12 protein-coding genes are annotated in these 14,994 nt (G+C 69.1%); 6 read left to right on the forward strand and 6 right to left on the reverse strand.

The annotated features are described in order from the left end of the window. Positions 1-20 precede the first annotated feature (20 nt). On the forward strand, positions 21-1,568 hold the full coding sequence (locus tag FVP33_RS05525) for a molybdopterin-dependent oxidoreductase (RefSeq protein WP_147782642.1): 1,548 nt from the start codon (positions 21-23) through the stop codon (positions 1,566-1,568). On the opposite strand, the gene FVP33_RS05530 is transcribed toward FVP33_RS05525, so the two are convergent. Both FVP33_RS05530 and FVP33_RS05535 read right to left on the reverse strand, forming a co-directional pair. Further along, positions 1,565-2,626 carry an NAD-dependent epimerase/dehydratase family protein gene (locus FVP33_RS05530; RefSeq protein ID WP_147782643.1) on the reverse strand — a complete coding sequence of 354 codons (1,062 nt, stop codon included), beginning with the start codon at positions 2,624-2,626 and terminating at the stop codon, positions 1,565-1,567. The two genes, FVP33_RS05525 and FVP33_RS05530, sit on opposite strands and share 4 nt — an antisense overlap. Continuing rightward, entirely contained in the window at positions 2,623-3,447 is an 825-nt protein-coding gene (locus tag FVP33_RS05535; RefSeq protein WP_147782644.1) for an MTAP family purine nucleoside phosphorylase, read from the reverse strand. Before FVP33_RS05535 ends, FVP33_RS05530 begins: the two co-directional genes overlap by 4 nt. Positions 3,448-3,767: 320 nt before the next feature. Between FVP33_RS05535 and FVP33_RS05540 the strand changes: the two genes are divergently transcribed. Next, complete coding sequence (locus FVP33_RS05540) at positions 3,768-5,618, forward strand: ABC-F family ATP-binding cassette domain-containing protein (RefSeq protein ID WP_147782645.1); 1,851 nt, start codon at positions 3,768-3,770, stop codon at positions 5,616-5,618. A gap of 19 nt (positions 5,619-5,637) precedes the next feature. Here the strand turns inward: FVP33_RS05540 and FVP33_RS05545 are convergent, their stop codons facing one another. The 4 genes from FVP33_RS05545 to FVP33_RS05560 form a co-directional block, all read right to left on the reverse strand. Then, on the reverse strand, positions 5,638-6,489 hold the full coding sequence (locus FVP33_RS05545) for a sugar phosphate isomerase/epimerase family protein (RefSeq protein WP_147782646.1): 852 nt from the start codon (positions 6,487-6,489) through the stop codon (positions 5,638-5,640). Continuing rightward, complete coding sequence (locus FVP33_RS05550) at positions 6,486-7,661, reverse strand: dihydrodipicolinate synthase family protein (protein ID WP_147782647.1); 1,176 nt, start codon at positions 7,659-7,661, stop codon at positions 6,486-6,488. The genes FVP33_RS05545 and FVP33_RS05550 overlap by 4 nt, the downstream gene beginning before the upstream one ends. Then, on the reverse strand, positions 7,658-8,839 hold the full coding sequence (locus FVP33_RS05555) for a Gfo/Idh/MocA family protein (protein WP_147783178.1): 1,182 nt from the start codon (positions 8,837-8,839) through the stop codon (positions 7,658-7,660). Before FVP33_RS05555 ends, FVP33_RS05550 begins: the two co-directional genes overlap by 4 nt. Positions 8,840-9,089: 250 nt before the next feature. After that, positions 9,090-10,112: a LacI family DNA-binding transcriptional regulator gene (locus FVP33_RS05560; protein ID WP_246142185.1), complete on the reverse strand. Its 1,023-nt coding sequence runs from the start codon at positions 10,110-10,112 to the stop codon at positions 9,090-9,092. A gap of 356 nt (positions 10,113-10,468) precedes the next feature. Here FVP33_RS05560 and FVP33_RS05565 point away from each other — a divergent pair, with 356 nt between their 5' ends. From FVP33_RS05565 to FVP33_RS05580, 4 genes are read left to right on the forward strand one after another with little or no spacing between them, the layout of a single operon-like run. After that, complete coding sequence (locus FVP33_RS05565; protein ID WP_147782649.1) at positions 10,469-10,942, forward strand: hypothetical protein; 474 nt, start codon at positions 10,469-10,471, stop codon at positions 10,940-10,942. Continuing rightward, entirely contained in the window at positions 10,896-11,966 is a 1,071-nt protein-coding gene (gene pstC, locus FVP33_RS05570) for a phosphate ABC transporter permease subunit PstC (protein WP_246142186.1), read from the forward strand. Before FVP33_RS05565 ends, pstC begins: the two co-directional genes overlap by 47 nt. Continuing rightward, entirely contained in the window at positions 11,963-13,234 is a 1,272-nt protein-coding gene (gene pstA / locus FVP33_RS05575; protein WP_147782650.1) for a phosphate ABC transporter permease PstA, read from the forward strand. Before pstC ends, pstA begins: the two co-directional genes overlap by 4 nt. Next, positions 13,231-14,994, forward strand: coding sequence for a phosphate ABC transporter substrate-binding protein PstS (locus FVP33_RS05580; RefSeq protein WP_246142187.1), 1,764 nt, complete (start codon positions 13,231-13,233; stop codon positions 14,992-14,994). The genes pstA and FVP33_RS05580 overlap by 4 nt, the downstream gene beginning before the upstream one ends.

A 14,994-nucleotide genomic window follows, 5' to 3' on the forward strand; every position in this document is an offset into this window, starting at 1 on the left:
GGTCGAATGCCGGTGGCGGCATGAGTGCGCGGACGGCGCGCTGGCTGGCCGCGCTCGTCGGCGTCGTCGCCGCGCTCGTCGTCCTGGGTGTGGCGGAGGCCGTCGCCCTGCTCGTCGGACCGGCCGGGAGTCCCCTCTTCGCGGTCGGCTCGCTCGTGATCGATCTCGTGCCGCCCGGGGTGAAGGAGCTGGTGATCTCGCTCTTCGGCACCGGCGACAAGGCCGTGCTGCTCACCGTGCTCGGCGTGCTCGTGGTCGTGCTCGCCGGGCTGGCCGGGGCGCTCGAGGCGCGCCGCCCGCCGTGGGGAGTCGTGATCTTCGGAGCAGCCGGGCTGTTCGGGGTGATCGCGGTGCTCACCCGCGCCGGGGCCAGCGGTCTCGACGGCGCCCCCACCATCGTCGGCGCCGTCGCCGGAATCGTGGTGCTGCGGATCGGCATCCGACGCCTCACCCGCTGGCGTCTGGCGGCCCGTCCCCGAAGCGGCGCGGTCGCCCCGCAGGTCGAGCGCCGCAGCTTCCTCACCCTCACGATCGTGGCCGGGGCGGCCTCCCTCCTCGTGGGTGCCGGGGCTCGGGCGATGAACGCCGGGGCCACGGCCGTGACCCAGGTGCGCAACCGGCTCGTGCTGCCGAAGCCGGCCACGGCCGCGCCGCCGGTCGCCCCAGGAGCGGAGCTCGACATCCCGGGCCTCACCCCGATCGTCACGCCCAATGCCGACTTCTATCGCATCGACACGGCTCTGCAGGTGCCCTCGATCGACTCGGCCAGCTGGAGGCTCAAGGTCACCGGCATGGTCGAGAACCCGATCGAGATCGACTTCGCCGAGCTGCTGGCCAAGCCGCTCATCGAGCACATGGTGACCCTCACCTGCGTCTCCAACGACGTCGGCGGCAACCTCATCGGCAACGCGCTCTGGCTCGGCTACCCGATCAGGGAACTCCTCAAGCAGGCGGTGCCCAAGGCGGGCGCCGACATGGTGCTGTCCACGAGCATCGACGGGTTCACGGCCGGCACCCCCCTCGACGTGCTTCTGGACGATGGCACCGAGGCCCTGCTCGCCGTGGGGATGAACGGCAAGCCGCTGCCGCTCGAACACGGCTTCCCGGTGCGCATGGTCGTTCCCGGTCTCTACGGCTACGTCTCGGCCACCAAGTGGCTGGTGGAGCTCGAGGTCACCAGGTTCGCGGATGCCCAGGGCTACTGGACGCCGCGGGGCTGGTCGGCGCGCGGCCCGATCAAGCTCTCGTCGCGCATCGACACGCCGGCGGACGGCGCGCGGGTGGGTGCCGGCCAGGTCGCGATCGCCGGTGTCGCCTGGGCCCAGCACACCGGTGTCCAACGCGTGGAGGTGCAGGTGGACGGCGGGCAGTGGGTGGAGGCGACGCTCGCCGACTCAATCTCCGCCGACACCTGGCGCCAGTGGGTGTACCGCTGGGACGCCACGAAGGGCACCCACACCGTTCGGGTGCGGGCGACCGATGCGAATGGCGTCACCCAGGGCAAGACCTACGTTCCGCCGGCCCCCGACGGGTCGGAGGGCTGGCACGAGATCTCGTTCTCGGTCTAGCCCCGCACCGCGCGGCGCAGCGGGGACGCCGCGAACTCGCGCATGCCGTCCTCGAAGGAGATGGACGGCCGCCAGCCGAGCTCCGTGCGGAGCCTCTCGGATGACGCGGTGATATGCCGCACGTCGCCGAGCCGGTACTCGCCGGTGACGACCGGCGCCAGACCGCCGGTGTGACGGCTCAGCTGCTCGGCGAGTTCGCCGATGGTGTGCACCTCGCCGCTGCCGACGTTGAAGGCGCGGAACGTGCCGACGGAGCCGGCACCCGTCGCCTCGATCGCGGCCAGGTTCGCGCTCGCGACATCGCGGGAATGCACGAAGTCGCGCCGCTGCCGGCCGTCCTCGAAGACGCGGGGCGCCTCGCCACGAGTGATAGCCGAGCGGAAGAGCGAGGCGACGCCGGCGTACGGGGTGTTCTGCGGCATCCCCGGTCCGTAGACATTGTGGTAACGCAGCGCGATCGCCGTGCCGCCGGTGGCGCGCACCCACGCGTTGGCCAGGTACTCCTGGGTGAGCTTGCTCACCGCGTACACGTTGCGCGGGTCGAGCGGGGCGTCCTCGCGGATGAGCACCGGCTCGAGCAGTTCGCCCTGCTCGTCCACCGGGTCGAAACGGCCGGCGTCGAGGTCTTCGACGCGCCGCGGTTCGGGCCTCGCCGCACGTCCGGCCGCGTCGCGGTAGTTGCCCTCGCCGTAGACCACCATGGACGACGCGACGACCAGCCGACGAACGCCGGCCTCGGCCATCCCGGCGAGCAGCACCGCCGTTCCGTGGTCGTTGCTGCCGACGTAGTCCGGGGCATCGGAGAAGTCCACGCCGAGGCCGACCTTCGCGGCCTGGTGACTGACAACATCCACGCCGAAGAGGGCGACGGCGAGCGCGTTGCGGTCGCGCACGTCCGCATGCACGAACTCGACCCGCGGGTCCGGCAGGTAGCCGGCGCCGTGCACGTCGGGCCGGAGGGAGTCGAGCACGCGCACGCGCCAGCCGCGGGCGAGGGCGGTCTCGACGATCGCGGATCCGATGAAGCCGGCGCCGCCGGTGACGAGAAGTCGGGTCATGGTGTGCTCCTTGAGAGGACGGCGGCGACCGCGTCTGGCGCGATGAGTTCGCGCGGCGCGAAGTCGCCGGGGAGGGCTCGGATGATGGTCTCGATCGCGGCGACGATGCGGGGCTGCGCCTCGGCAAGCCGCGCGAGCACGAGTTGGTGGCTCACGGCATCCGGATCCTCGGTGCCGGCCGCCGGCGTGAGGCCGGCGTCGCTGTCGGTGACGAAGGAGAGGTTGACCGTGTCGATGTTGAGCTCGGAGGCCAGCGGCACCTCCGGGTACATCGTCATGTTCACGGTGTGCGCGCCGGCCGCCCGGAACCAGAGCGACTCGGCCCGGGTGGAGAAGCGCGGTCCCTGGATGACGACGACGGTGCCGCTGTCCATCAGGTTCTCGTGTGCGAGGGCTCGCCTCGCGATCTCGTGCAGCTCGGGGCTGAACGGGTCGGCGGCGGCGAGGTGCTGCACGGAACCCTCGTCGTAGAAGGTGTCGGCACGGCCGCTCGTGCGGTCGATGAACTGGTCGGTGAGCACGAGCGTGCCAGGCGGGTACTCGGGACTGACCCCGCCCACCGCCGAACTGGAGAGGATCACCTTCACGCCGAGGGAGGCGAGAGCCCAGATGTTCGCGCGGTAGTTGATGAGGTGCGGCGGAACCGAGTGGTCGCTGCCGTGCCGGGTGATGAACGCCGCCGTGCGTCCGCCGAGTTCGCCGATCGTCACCTCGACGGATCCGTACGGGGTGGCGACGCGCCTGGACTCCGACCGCTCGGGGTCGAACAGGCGGTAGAGGCCGGAGCCCCCGATGATCGCGACGGTTGCTACAGAGCTCATCCCCCCAGTCTCCCAGACCAGCCTGCGCGCCCGCCGCCGGCTGCCCCTCCTTGCCGTCCGTCCTGGCGGCGGGGGATACGTCGTGGCGGCGGGGGGCGCGCCTCCCTCCGCGAGCACGTTTCCCCGCCGGAGGGGGTCTTTTCCCCCGCCGCCACACAGGCCGCGGTGGCGGTCGACACGGCAGAATAGTGGCGCGATGTCTCCCTCCGCGGGGTCTGGTCTCCCTCCGCGAGAGAGGGCGGTAAATGAAAGCCCCTACCGCCGCGACAGGAAACGGGCCACCGGCGGGGAGCGTGCGCGGCAGCGAGTAAACTCGCTAGGTGGCACATCTTCTGGGAGCCGAGTCCCTTCATCTCGAATATCCCACCCGCGTCATCTTCGACAAGATCACGATCGGGCTCAATGAGGGCGACCGCATCGGAGTCGTCGGACGCAACGGCGACGGAAAGTCGACCCTCCTCAGCCTGCTCGCCGGGCGCATCGAGCCGGACTCCGGCCGGGTCACCCGCCGCAACGGCGTCACCCTCGGCATGCTCGACCAGGGCGACGAACTCGACGACAGCATCGTCGTGCGTGACGCCATCGTCGGCGACAAGGACGAACACGAGTGGGCCGGGGATGCCCGCGTGCGCGACGTGATCGACGGACTGCTGCGCGACCTCCCGTGGGAGGCCACCCTCGGCGAACTCTCCGGAGGCCAGCGCAGGCGCGTGGGCCTCGCCAAGCTCCTCGTCGGCGACTGGGACGTCATCTTCCTCGACGAGCCCACCAACCACCTCGACATCGAGGGCATCGCCTGGCTCGCCGGGCACCTCAAGAAGCGCTGGTCGCCGAACGCCGGCGGCCTCATCGTCGTGACCCACGATCGGTGGTTCCTCGACGAGGTGTCCACCGACACCTGGGAGGTGCACGACCAGATCATCGAGCCGTTCGAGGGCGGATACGCGGCCTACATCCTGCAGCGGGTCGAGCGCGACACGATGGCGGCGACGATGGAGTCGAAGCGCCAGAACCTGGCCCGCAAGGAGCTCGCCTGGCTGCGCCGCGGTGCCCCGGCGCGAAGCACCAAGCCCAAGTTCCGCATGGATGCCGCCTACGACCTGATCGCGAACGAGCCGCCGCCGCGGGACACCGTGGCCCTCAGCCAGCTCGCCACGGCGCGACTCGGCAAGGACGTCGTCGACCTGCTCGATGTGGGGGTCACCTACGGCGGAACCACGGATGCCGACGGGCACGTGACGGGCGGCAAGCAGGTGCTGCGCGACATCGAGTGGCGGGTCGCGCCCGGAGAGCGCACCGGAATCCTCGGAGTCAACGGCGCGGGCAAGTCCACCCTGTTGAGCCTCATCGCGGGCACCCTGCAGCCCACCGTGGGCCGGGCGAAGCGGGGCAAGACCATCCGCGTCGCCATCCTCAGCCAGCAGCTCGGCGAGCTCGCCGACATCCTCGACGACCGGGTGATGGATGTCATCGCCCGCCAGAAGAGCTCGTACGTCACCGGCGGCAAGGAGCTCACCCCCGGGCAGCTGCTCGAGCGGATGGGCTTCATGACCGCGCAGCTCACCACCCAGGTGAAGGACCTCAGCGGTGGCCAGCGCCGCCGGCTGCAGCTGCTGCTGATCCTGCTCGGCGAGCCGAACGTGCTCATCCTCGACGAGCCGACGAATGATCTGGACACCGACATCCTGGCCGCCATCGAGGACCTGCTCGACTCCTGGCCGGGCACCCTGCTCGTGGTGAGCCACGACCGGTACCTGCTCGAGCGGGTCACCGACAACCAATACGGCATCCTCGACGGCACGATGCGTCACCTGCCCGGCGGGGTCGAACAGTACCTCAAGCTGCGCGCGGCGCAGGGTCCGGCCGGCGCGACCGTCTCCGAGTCGCACCGCTCGGACGGCAAGGCCACGGTCACCAGCATCAACTCCAAGGGGCACACCAGACTCCTCGGCGCCGAGCTGCGCAACGCGCAGAAGGAACTCGGATCGGTGAGCCGGCGGCTGGAGAAGGTCACCACCCAGATCTCCGCCGTTCACGACCGCTTCGCCGCGCACGACCAGTCCGACTACCCGGGGCTCGCGAGCCTGCAGGCGGAACTCAAGAAGCTCGAGGACTCGATGGCCGACCTCGAGCTGCGCTGGCTCGAGCTCAGCGAGGTGCTCGAGGCCTGATCCGCCGGGCGGGCCGCCGTCAGAGGTGGATGCCGACGGCCTCGCCGAACGATTCGACGGTGCGGGCGACCACCTCGGCCGCCGGGGAGTCCCAGATCCCCTGGTTGAAGATCTCCACCTCCACGTCGCCGGTGTAGCCGGCCGCCGTGACGGCCGCGGTGATCGGTGCGAAGTCGATGACACCGTCGCCCGGGTAGTGCCGGGCGAGCAGCACGTCCTCGGGCAGCGGTGTCGCCCAGTCGCAGACCTGGTAGCTCGCGATGCGGCGGCCGGCGCCGGCCCGCCGGATCTGCGGCAGCAGCTCCGGATCCCACCAGAGGTGGAAGGTGTCGACCACGACGCCGACCGCGCTCGCCGGGAACTGCTCGGCGATGTCGATGGCCTGGGCGAGGGTCGAGATGACCGCCCGGTCGGAGGCATACATCGGATGCAGCGGCTCGATCGCGAGGACGACCCCGGCGGCGTCCGCGCGGCCGGCGAGTTCGCCGATCGCGTCCCGCACCCGCTCGCGGGCGCCGGCGAGATCGCGGGAGTGTGGCGGGAGGCCGCCGACGACGAGCACGAGCGCCGGTGCGCCGATCGCCGCCGCCTCGTCCACCGCGCGCGCATTGGCGTCGATCGCCGCGCGGCGCTCTTCGCCCTCGGCCGCGGTGAAGAACCCGCCCCGGCAGAGGCTCGAGACGCGCAGCCCGGAATCCTCGACCAGCCGAACGGCCAGGGCGAGGCCGGCCTCGGCGATCGGTTCGCGCCAGAGCCCGACACTCGCGATTCCGGCGTCGACCGCGAGCCGAAGGGTCGACTCGAGGGACTCGTATTTGATCGTCGCCTGGTTGAGCGAGAGCCGCGGATGCGCGGCCGCGGGACCAGTCACGCGACGATTCCGTTCACCGCGAGCAGGTCGCCCCAGCGCGAGGCGGCGAGCTCCGGCCGTTCGAGGGCGCCGCAGGCGTTGGCGAGGCGCACGATCTCGGAGAGGTGGGGGAGGCTGCGAGCGGAGTGCAGCCCGCCGACCATGGTGAACGAGGACTGGTGGCCACCGAGCCAGGAGAGGAAGGCGACGCCGGTCTTGTAGTAGAAGGTGGGGGCGGCGAAGATCTGCCGGGACAACTCCTCGGTGGGTCCGAGGATGCGCCGGTAGCCGGCCCGATCGCCCGCGTCGAGGGCCTGGATGGCGGCCGACGCGTTCGGGGCGACGGCCGCGAACGCGCCGAGGAGGGCATCCGAGTGCCGGGGCGTGGGGGAGTTCGGCTCGTCCCCGGCGATGAGGCCGACGTAGTTGAAGTCGTCCCCGGTGAACATCGTGACGGTCTCGGGAAGTCGCGACCGCACGGCGATCTCGGCCGAGGCGTCGAGCAGGCTCATCTTGATGCCGGCGACGGCGCCCTGGTTCTCCCCGATGATCTGCAGCACGGTGTCGGCGGCCGCCGCCACGTCGCTCGAGCCGAAGTACGCCTCGAGGGTAGGGTCGAAGGCCGCCCCGAGCCAGTGCAGCACGACCGGCGTGCCGGCGGAGGCGAGCACCTCCCGGTAGACCCGGCGGTAGTCCTCGGCCGAGCGGGCGGCGCGGGCCAGCTGGCGGCTCGCCATGAGCACGACGCCGGCCCCGGCGTCCTCCGCGAAGTGCAGCTGCTCCGTGTAGGCGTCGATGACGGCCTCGAGCGGGATGAGCTCGTCCTCGACGTGGTCGGTGTTGACCCCGACGACAAGCCGACCGCCGACCGAGCGAGCCTCGGCGGCGCTGCGGGTGATCAGTTCGCGAGTGGCCGGCGGGTCGAGTCCCATGTTGCGCTGGGCGGTGTCCATGGCGTCGGCCACCCCGAGGCCCCACGACCAGAGGTGGTGCCGGAAGGCGAGGGTGGCATCCCAGTCGATCTCCGCGGGGGAGCCCGGCGTGTTCCGCGCCCAGGGTCGCGGGATCACATGGGCCGCCGCGTAGGCGACCCGCGAGGAGAGCGGCGCGGCCGGCCTCGTGAACGGCGGCGCGGGGTTGAGGGGTTCGGCGCTCGTGCCGCCGTCGTCCGAGAGCAGACGCAGGTCGGTCATGGCTGAGCGGCGTGAATCGGCGGCACGGGGTGGCTGGACGGCACGGCCACCGCGGGCAGGCTCACGACCGGGAGGTCGATGCGGCGACCGGTGAGCGAGCTGCGCAGCCCCTGTTCGGCAAGCTGCACGCCCCGGGCCCCCGCGAGGAAGTCGAAACGGTTGGGACCGTCATCCACCACATGCCGGATGAACTCCTCCCACTGGGTCTTGAATCCGTTCTCGAACACGTCGTTGGTCGGCACCTCGAGCCAGTCGTCCGAGTAGTCGTGGCTCTCGGCCAGGTCGGGGTTCCAGACCGGCCGAGGCGTGGCGGTGCGCGGTTGGATCTTGCAGCCGAACAGGCCCACGACGGCGCTGCCGAGGGTGCCGTCGACCTGGAACTCCACGAGCTCCTCGCGGTTCACCCGCACGGTCCAGCTCGAATTCAGTTGCGCGACGATGCCGCCCTCGAGTTCGAAGATGGCGTAGGCCGCGTCATCCGCCGTCGCCTCGAAGGCGACGTCGTTCTCGTCGACCCGCACCGGGATGTGGGTGACGGCCCTCGCGTAGACGGATTCGACCCGCCCGAACAGGTTCTCCAGCACGTAGTTCCAGTGCGGGAACATGTCCACGACGATTCCTCCGCCGTCCTGGCCGCGATAGTTCCAGCTCGGTCGCTGCGACCGTTGCCAGTCCCCCTCGAAGACCCAGTAGCCGAATTCGCCGCGCACCGACAGGATGCGACCGAAGAAACCCGAGGCGATCAGGCGCTCGAGCTTGCGCAACCCGGGGAGGTAGAGCTTGTCGTGCACCACCCCGTTCTTGACCCCGGCAGCCTCGGCCAGCACCGCGAGTTCGAGGGCCTCCGCGAAGCTCTCCGCCGTGGGCTTCTCGGTGTAGATGGCCTTGCCGGCGGCGATGGCCTTGCGGATGGCGGGCACGCGTGCCTTCGTCACCAGAAAGTCGGCGTAGATCTGCCAGCGGTCGTCGGCGAGGGCCGCGTCGAGATCCGTCGTGTAGTGCTCGATGTCGTGCCGTTCGGCGAGCTGGCGCAGGGTTGATTCACTGCGCCCGACGAGGATCGGCTCGACCTGCACGCGGCTGCCGTCGGCCAGCAGCACCCCGCCCTGGTCCCGGATCGCGAGGATGGACCGCACGAGGTGCTGGCGGTAGCCCATGCGCCCGGTCGCGCCGTTCATGATGATTCCGACTGTCGACTGTGACACGGGAGGCGCTTTCTACGAACGAGACGGTGGAGGCGCGTGTGGGAAAGCGCTTACCAAGGAGTGTATGGCGACGGGCCGGATCGCGCAAGTGACGAGTTCCCGAGATCGCGCGCGGCGGGGCCGGTCGGAGTGCTGGCCGCCGCTTCGAAGGCTCCCTCGTCGGCCGCCACCGGCAGGGGCCGGGCGCAGGGCGCGACCCGGAGAGGGGCGCGCTGCGCGCGTGCTATTTCCGCGCGGGGGTGCTCTCGCGGATCACGACAGTGGTCTCGACCGGGATCTCGGTGCCGCCGGCGGTTCGCGGCGCGAGAGCGAGCTCGACCGCGTGACGTCCCACGTCGATCAGCGGAATCTGCACCGTGGTGAGCGCCGGCGTGATGTCGCGCACGGTGGGGATGTCGTCGAAGCCGGCGACCGCGATCGATTCGCCCGGGATTCGGCCGGCCTCGCGCAGCGCCGACATCGCGCCCACCGCCATCACGTCGTTCACCGCGAAGACGAGCTCCACGTCGTCGATCCCGTGCTCCAGGAGTTCCACGGCGCCGGCGAATCCCCCGTCGCGGGTGAATTCGGTGTGCACGATCCGGTCGGCCGGCACCGTGAGGTCGTGTTCGGCGAGCCCGTCGAGGAATCCCAGGACGCGGTCCCGGGAGGTGAGCAGGGACGGGACGCCGGAGATCACCGCGAACCGACGGTAGCCCAGTCCCACGAGTTCGGCGGCGAGCCGGCGGGCGCCGCCGTAGTTGTCGAGGAGCACCGTGTCGAACGGCAACTCGTGCTGGCTGATGACGACAACCCGGCCGCCGGTGGATTCGAACGCGGTCAGCTCGGCGACGAGGGCCTGCTGGGACGGCTCGTCCGACGTGCGGGACCCGGCGAGGATGAGCACCCGCGGTCGCTGGCCGCGCAGTGCCCGCACGAGCGCGAGTTCGCGCTCGCTGTCCCTCGCGGTGACGGCCATGGTCACGATGAAGCCGGACTCCTCTGCCGCGCCGATGACGCCGGCGGCGATCGAGGAGAAGTACGGGTCGGAGATGTCTCCCACGACCAGCGCGACCGTCATCGTGCTGCCCTTCGCCACGGCCTGCGCGGACAGGTTGGGCGTGTAGCCCAGGCGCGCGGCGGCGGCCTGCACGCGCTCGCGGTAGGCGTCGTTGACCTTGCGCGCACTGCCATTGAGCGACCGGGACGCGGTGGCGAGCGAGACGCCGGCCTCGCGCGCCACGTCGTGCAGGGTGGGTGATCTCACTCCGGCATTCATTCGGGTCGACATCCCTCGGCTGGCCGCGCAGGTGGGCTCTCCGCGCTCTGGATGCCCATTGTCGCACGTGGGAAGCGTCGGCGCCGGGTCATTCGGAACACGCTTACCCGCGACGCTCTGCCCGTCGTGCCGGTCGTGTTCGCACTCTCCGGTCGCGACGCTGGGGTCAACACTCCCGGTCACCCTCGGTGAGGAGCACCGTCGCGACCCCGTTTGTTCATCTGTTGTCTTGCTGGCGTGCAAGCGGCTGAATGTCGCCATTCATGGCTCGTCTCTAGTTTCGGCACGTACGACACAGCAGTTGTTCTTCCCCTAAACCCGAAGTAGGACGAGGCGCGCCGACGATGAGTGGTCCCCGAATCATTTTTACGCGCTTTCTCAGCGGTGAGAGCCCGCGTCTCGCTCCCTGGCGCGAGCATCACCGACGCGTGCTCAGCCAGACCGCCGTCGCCAGCCAGTCGACGGAGCGGGGTTCGGTAGTGGTGTGGCGCCTTGTCTCCTCCAACAACCGCGAGCTCGCGAGAAGTGCCGAGATCTTTGGCCAGTTCCACGACGCGGTCGCGTCGGCGCGATCGGCCGCATCCTCTGCGGAGATCACCACGGTCTGCCTCGTGAGCGACGAGCGGGGCGGGTCGTACGGCTGGTATCTCGCCGATGCCGACCGCCCGGTGGCCATCTGCGCCCGGTGGTACGACGCCGAACGCGAACGTCGTCACGCCGTGGAGCTGGCCATCAAGGGGCTCGCCCTGGCCACGGTCGGGGAGGGAGCCCGTGAGCTCATGGACAGCGGCGCCCGGCGCTCTGGTCGAAATGTCTGACCTGCTGGAGTTGACGGCGCCGGTCGCCGAAGTGCCGTCGCCCCGTGAGGACGCCCCCCGCCCACTTCGTGCCGCAATCGGCGGTCAGGACCGCCTGTTCGGGCTATTCACGCGCGGTGCTGCCTCGATCGTGCTCGTCATCATGACGCTCGTCGGCATTTTCCTGCTGATCCGAGGCCTGCCTGCACTGTCCGCCGCGGGACTCGGATTCGTCACGACGCAGGCCTGGGAGCCCAACTCGGGCACCTTCGGCATAGCCGCGGTCATCACTGGAACGATCTTCATCGCCCTCACCGCGATCGTCGTGGCCATACCGCTCGCCACCGGCACGGCCCTCTACATCAGCGAGTACGCGCCGCGCCAGATCAAGCAGGCTCTGGTGAGCATCGTCGACCTCATGGCGGCCATCCCGAGCGTGGTCTACGGGCTGTGGGGACTCTTCCTGCTCCAGCCGAACATCCTTGCCGTGTCGCGGTGGATCGCCACGGTCTTCGGCTGGATCCCGATCTTCCACGTCACGGGATTCGATCCGGAAGACCCTCTGTCGAGCCCCACGATATTCACGGCCTCCACCTTCGTCGCCGGCCTGGTCGTCGCGATGATGGTCGCGCCGATCATCTCATCGATCATGCGGGAGGTATTTACTCAGGCGCCGATGGGGGAGCGGGAGGGTGCGCTGGCCCTTGGGGCGACGCGCTGGGGGATGATCCGAAGCGTCGTGCTGCCCTTCGGCCGCGGCGGGATGATCGGTGGGACCATGCTGGGGCTCGGGCGCGCGCTCGGCGAGACCATCGCGGTCTACCTCATCATCAGTCCGGCGTTCGTGATCCAGCCGCACATCCTCGAGAAGGGCTCCAATTCAATCTCGGCGCTCATCGCCCTCCGCTACAGCGAGGCGTCGCCCTTCGATATCTCCGCCCTGATGGCGGCCGGACTTGCCCTCTTCCTCATGACCCTCGTCGTCAACTTTGGAGCCTCGATCATCATCTCCCGCTCGCGTTCCGGATCGGCAAGCGACGGATGACCGTCATCGCTCCCGGAATCGTCACCGACCCGACACCCGACACCGTCGTCGTCGGTCCCCGATCCGAGCGGCCGGAAGAGCGCCGCAGCACCGGGGTCCTTCGTCGCTCCGACGTGCTCGCGATCCTGGGATCCGCTGTCGCGGCGATCTCGCTCACGGCTTGGTTGCTCACGCAGCTCATGCTGTTCGACGGCGTTTTGCCCTTCGTGCTCGTCTCTTATCTCTTCTTCGTTCTCATCTACTCGATCGTCGTGCGTTTCGATGAGTCGCAGATGGCGGTCCGTGACCGCGTCGTGAGCGTCATAGTGCACTCGCTAGCCACGGTGCTGCTGCTCGTTCTCGCGGTGGTCGTCATTTACACCTTCGGGCGGGGCATCACCGCGATCGTCCACTCGAATTTCTTCACCGCGGACATGAGCCAAACCGGTCCTCTCGATCCGCTGAGCTCCGGCGGCATCGTGCACGCGATTGCCGGCACGCTCATCATGATCACCATTGCACTCATCATCAGCATCCCGCTGGGGATCACCACGGCGGTCTTCATCAGCGAGTTCCCCGGTCGGTACGCGCGACTGATCCGCACAGTCGTCGAGGCGATGACCGCTCTGCCCTCGATCGTGGCGGGGCTTTTCATCTACGCGACCGTGATCCTCACGTTGGGTTTCGACCGGTCGGGCTTCGCGGCATCCCTGGCCATGACGGTGATGATGCTGCCCATCATCATCCGATCCGGAGACGTGGTGCTTCGTCTGGTGCCTGGCAACCTCAAGGAGGCATCTCTCGCGCTTGGCTCGAGCACCTGGCGCACGGTCTGGAACGTCACACTGCCGACCGCGCGATCCGGCCTCACGACCGCCATCATCCTCGGCACCGCGCGGGGGATCGGTGAGACCTCCCCGGTGCTCCTCACCGCGGGCCTGACCACCTACTTCAACGTCAACCCGTTCAAGGGCGCGATGATCTCGCTCCCGCTTGCGACTTTCAGCTTCGTGAAGTCCCCGGAGCCGAGCATGGTCGCACGCGGATTCGGCAGCGCCGCGGTGCTGATGGTACTCGTGCTCATCCTGTTCGCCATCGCTCGCGTGATCGGCGGTCGCGGGCCCGGTGTCCTCACCGCTCGCCAGCAGCGGCGGCGCACCCAGCAATCGCGCGAAGACGACTACCGATTCACCGCCCGCGACCTAGGCACTCCACCCCCGTCCGTCGCGACCGGTCTTTTCGCCGGATTGCGACGCCGAAAGATCACTCCGAAGGGCGGTCCGTCGTGACCTCGAAATCTCGCAAGCACGGCGCACGGCGCCGGGCAGTAATCAGCGGCATCGGCATGCTACTCGTTCTGGGCGTCGTTCTCGGCGGCACGGCCGCTGCACCCCTGTCGGCATCCGCTGCCGTCGGCAAGGAGTACTACCCGATCTCCGGCGTCGGGTCGACCTGGTCGGCCAATGCGCTCCAGCAGTGGATTCGCAATGTCTGGAACAACTACCGCTGGAAGGTCGAGTACAACGATGCGGGGTCTTCCGCGGGCCGGCAGCTTTTCTCCCAGAACGGCGGCGGGTATGACTTCGCCGTGTCCGAGATCCCCTACCAGCTGAAGGACAGCGACAGTGCCGACCCGCGTCCGGCACGCAAGTTCGTGTACATGCCGATCGTGGCGGGTGGAACATCGTTCATGTACAACCTCGTCATCGGCGGCAAGAAGGTAACCAACCTGCGGCTCGGCGGGGCCACCCTGGCGAAGATCTTCACCGGAGTTATCACGAAGTGGAACGACCCGGCGATCGCCGCCGACAACCCGAAGCTCGCCCTCCCCGCGACTCCGATCATCCCGGTAGTGCGCTCCGACGGCTCTGGCACGAGCGCCCAGTTCTCGTCGTGGATGCGCAAGCAATACCCCTCTATCTGGAGCGACTTCTGCGTGAAGGCGCAGCGTCCCGCCAACTGCGGCATCACCTCCAATTACCCCACGGTTGCGGGTTCGGCCTTCGTGTCCCAGTCCGGGTCAAACGGCGTGTCCGGATACGTGGCGCAGCCGCAGTACGTCGGGTCGATCACCTATGTCGAGTACTCCTACGCCCTCAACTCCCGGTCCCCGGTTGCGAAGATTCTCAACTCCGCCGGGTACTACACCGAACCGACTGCCGCCAATGTGGCGGTGAGTCTGCTCGGGGCGAAGATCAACCCGGACGAGTCGTCGCCCGACTATCTCACCCAACAGCTGGATGGGGTCTACGGCAATCCGGATCCCCGCACCTACCCGCTGTCCTCGTATTCGTACATGATCATCCCGACCGCGCTCGAGTACGGCTTCACCGAGAACAAGGGGCTCACCCTCGCGGCCTTCACAAACTACTTCCTCTGTGAGGGACAACAGCAGGCCGAGGTGCTCGGGTACTCGCCGTTGCCAATCAACCTCGTGACCGCCGGCCTGGACCAGGTGCGCAAGATACCCGGCGGAGATCCGGCGACCATCAACATCGCCAAGTGCAACAATCCGACCTTCTCTGCGGACGGAAGCAACAAGCTCGCCAACACCGCGCCTCAGCCGCAGGTCTGCGACAAGCAGGGCGCCGACCAGTGCGCCACGGGAACGGGTGGCGTGAAGAGTCAGGCCACCGCGCCATCGAGTGGCACGAAAACCACCGGCGCGAGCGCTGGTGGAACGGGAACGGCCGCGGGGGCCGCCGCCGCCGCTACCGGCGCCGCAACAGCAGCCGACGGTTCATCCACGGGAAGCGACGGTCCGGCGCTCGCCCTCGCCGGCGCAACCGGCCCGTCAGTGGTCGCCGGAATCCCGACGATGCTACCGACCTCATCGGGGCAGTGGCTCGCCACCCTCGCACTCGCAGCGGTCGCCTTCCTCGTGCTGTTCGCCATCTTTGGACCACCTGCGATCGCCCGCAGAAACGCGATTCGCAAGCCTCGGGCCGTCGCCCGGGCGCCCGGACGAAGGATCCGTATGCCAAACGTTAATCTGCCCGTATTCCGTAGACCACGCTCTCCTGAACCGCCATCAATGGGCGGTATCTAA

The sequence above is a fragment of the Lacisediminihabitans profunda genome (genome assembly GCF_008040105.1).
Lineage (GTDB): Bacteria > Actinomycetota > Actinomycetes > Actinomycetales > Microbacteriaceae > Lacisediminihabitans > Lacisediminihabitans profunda.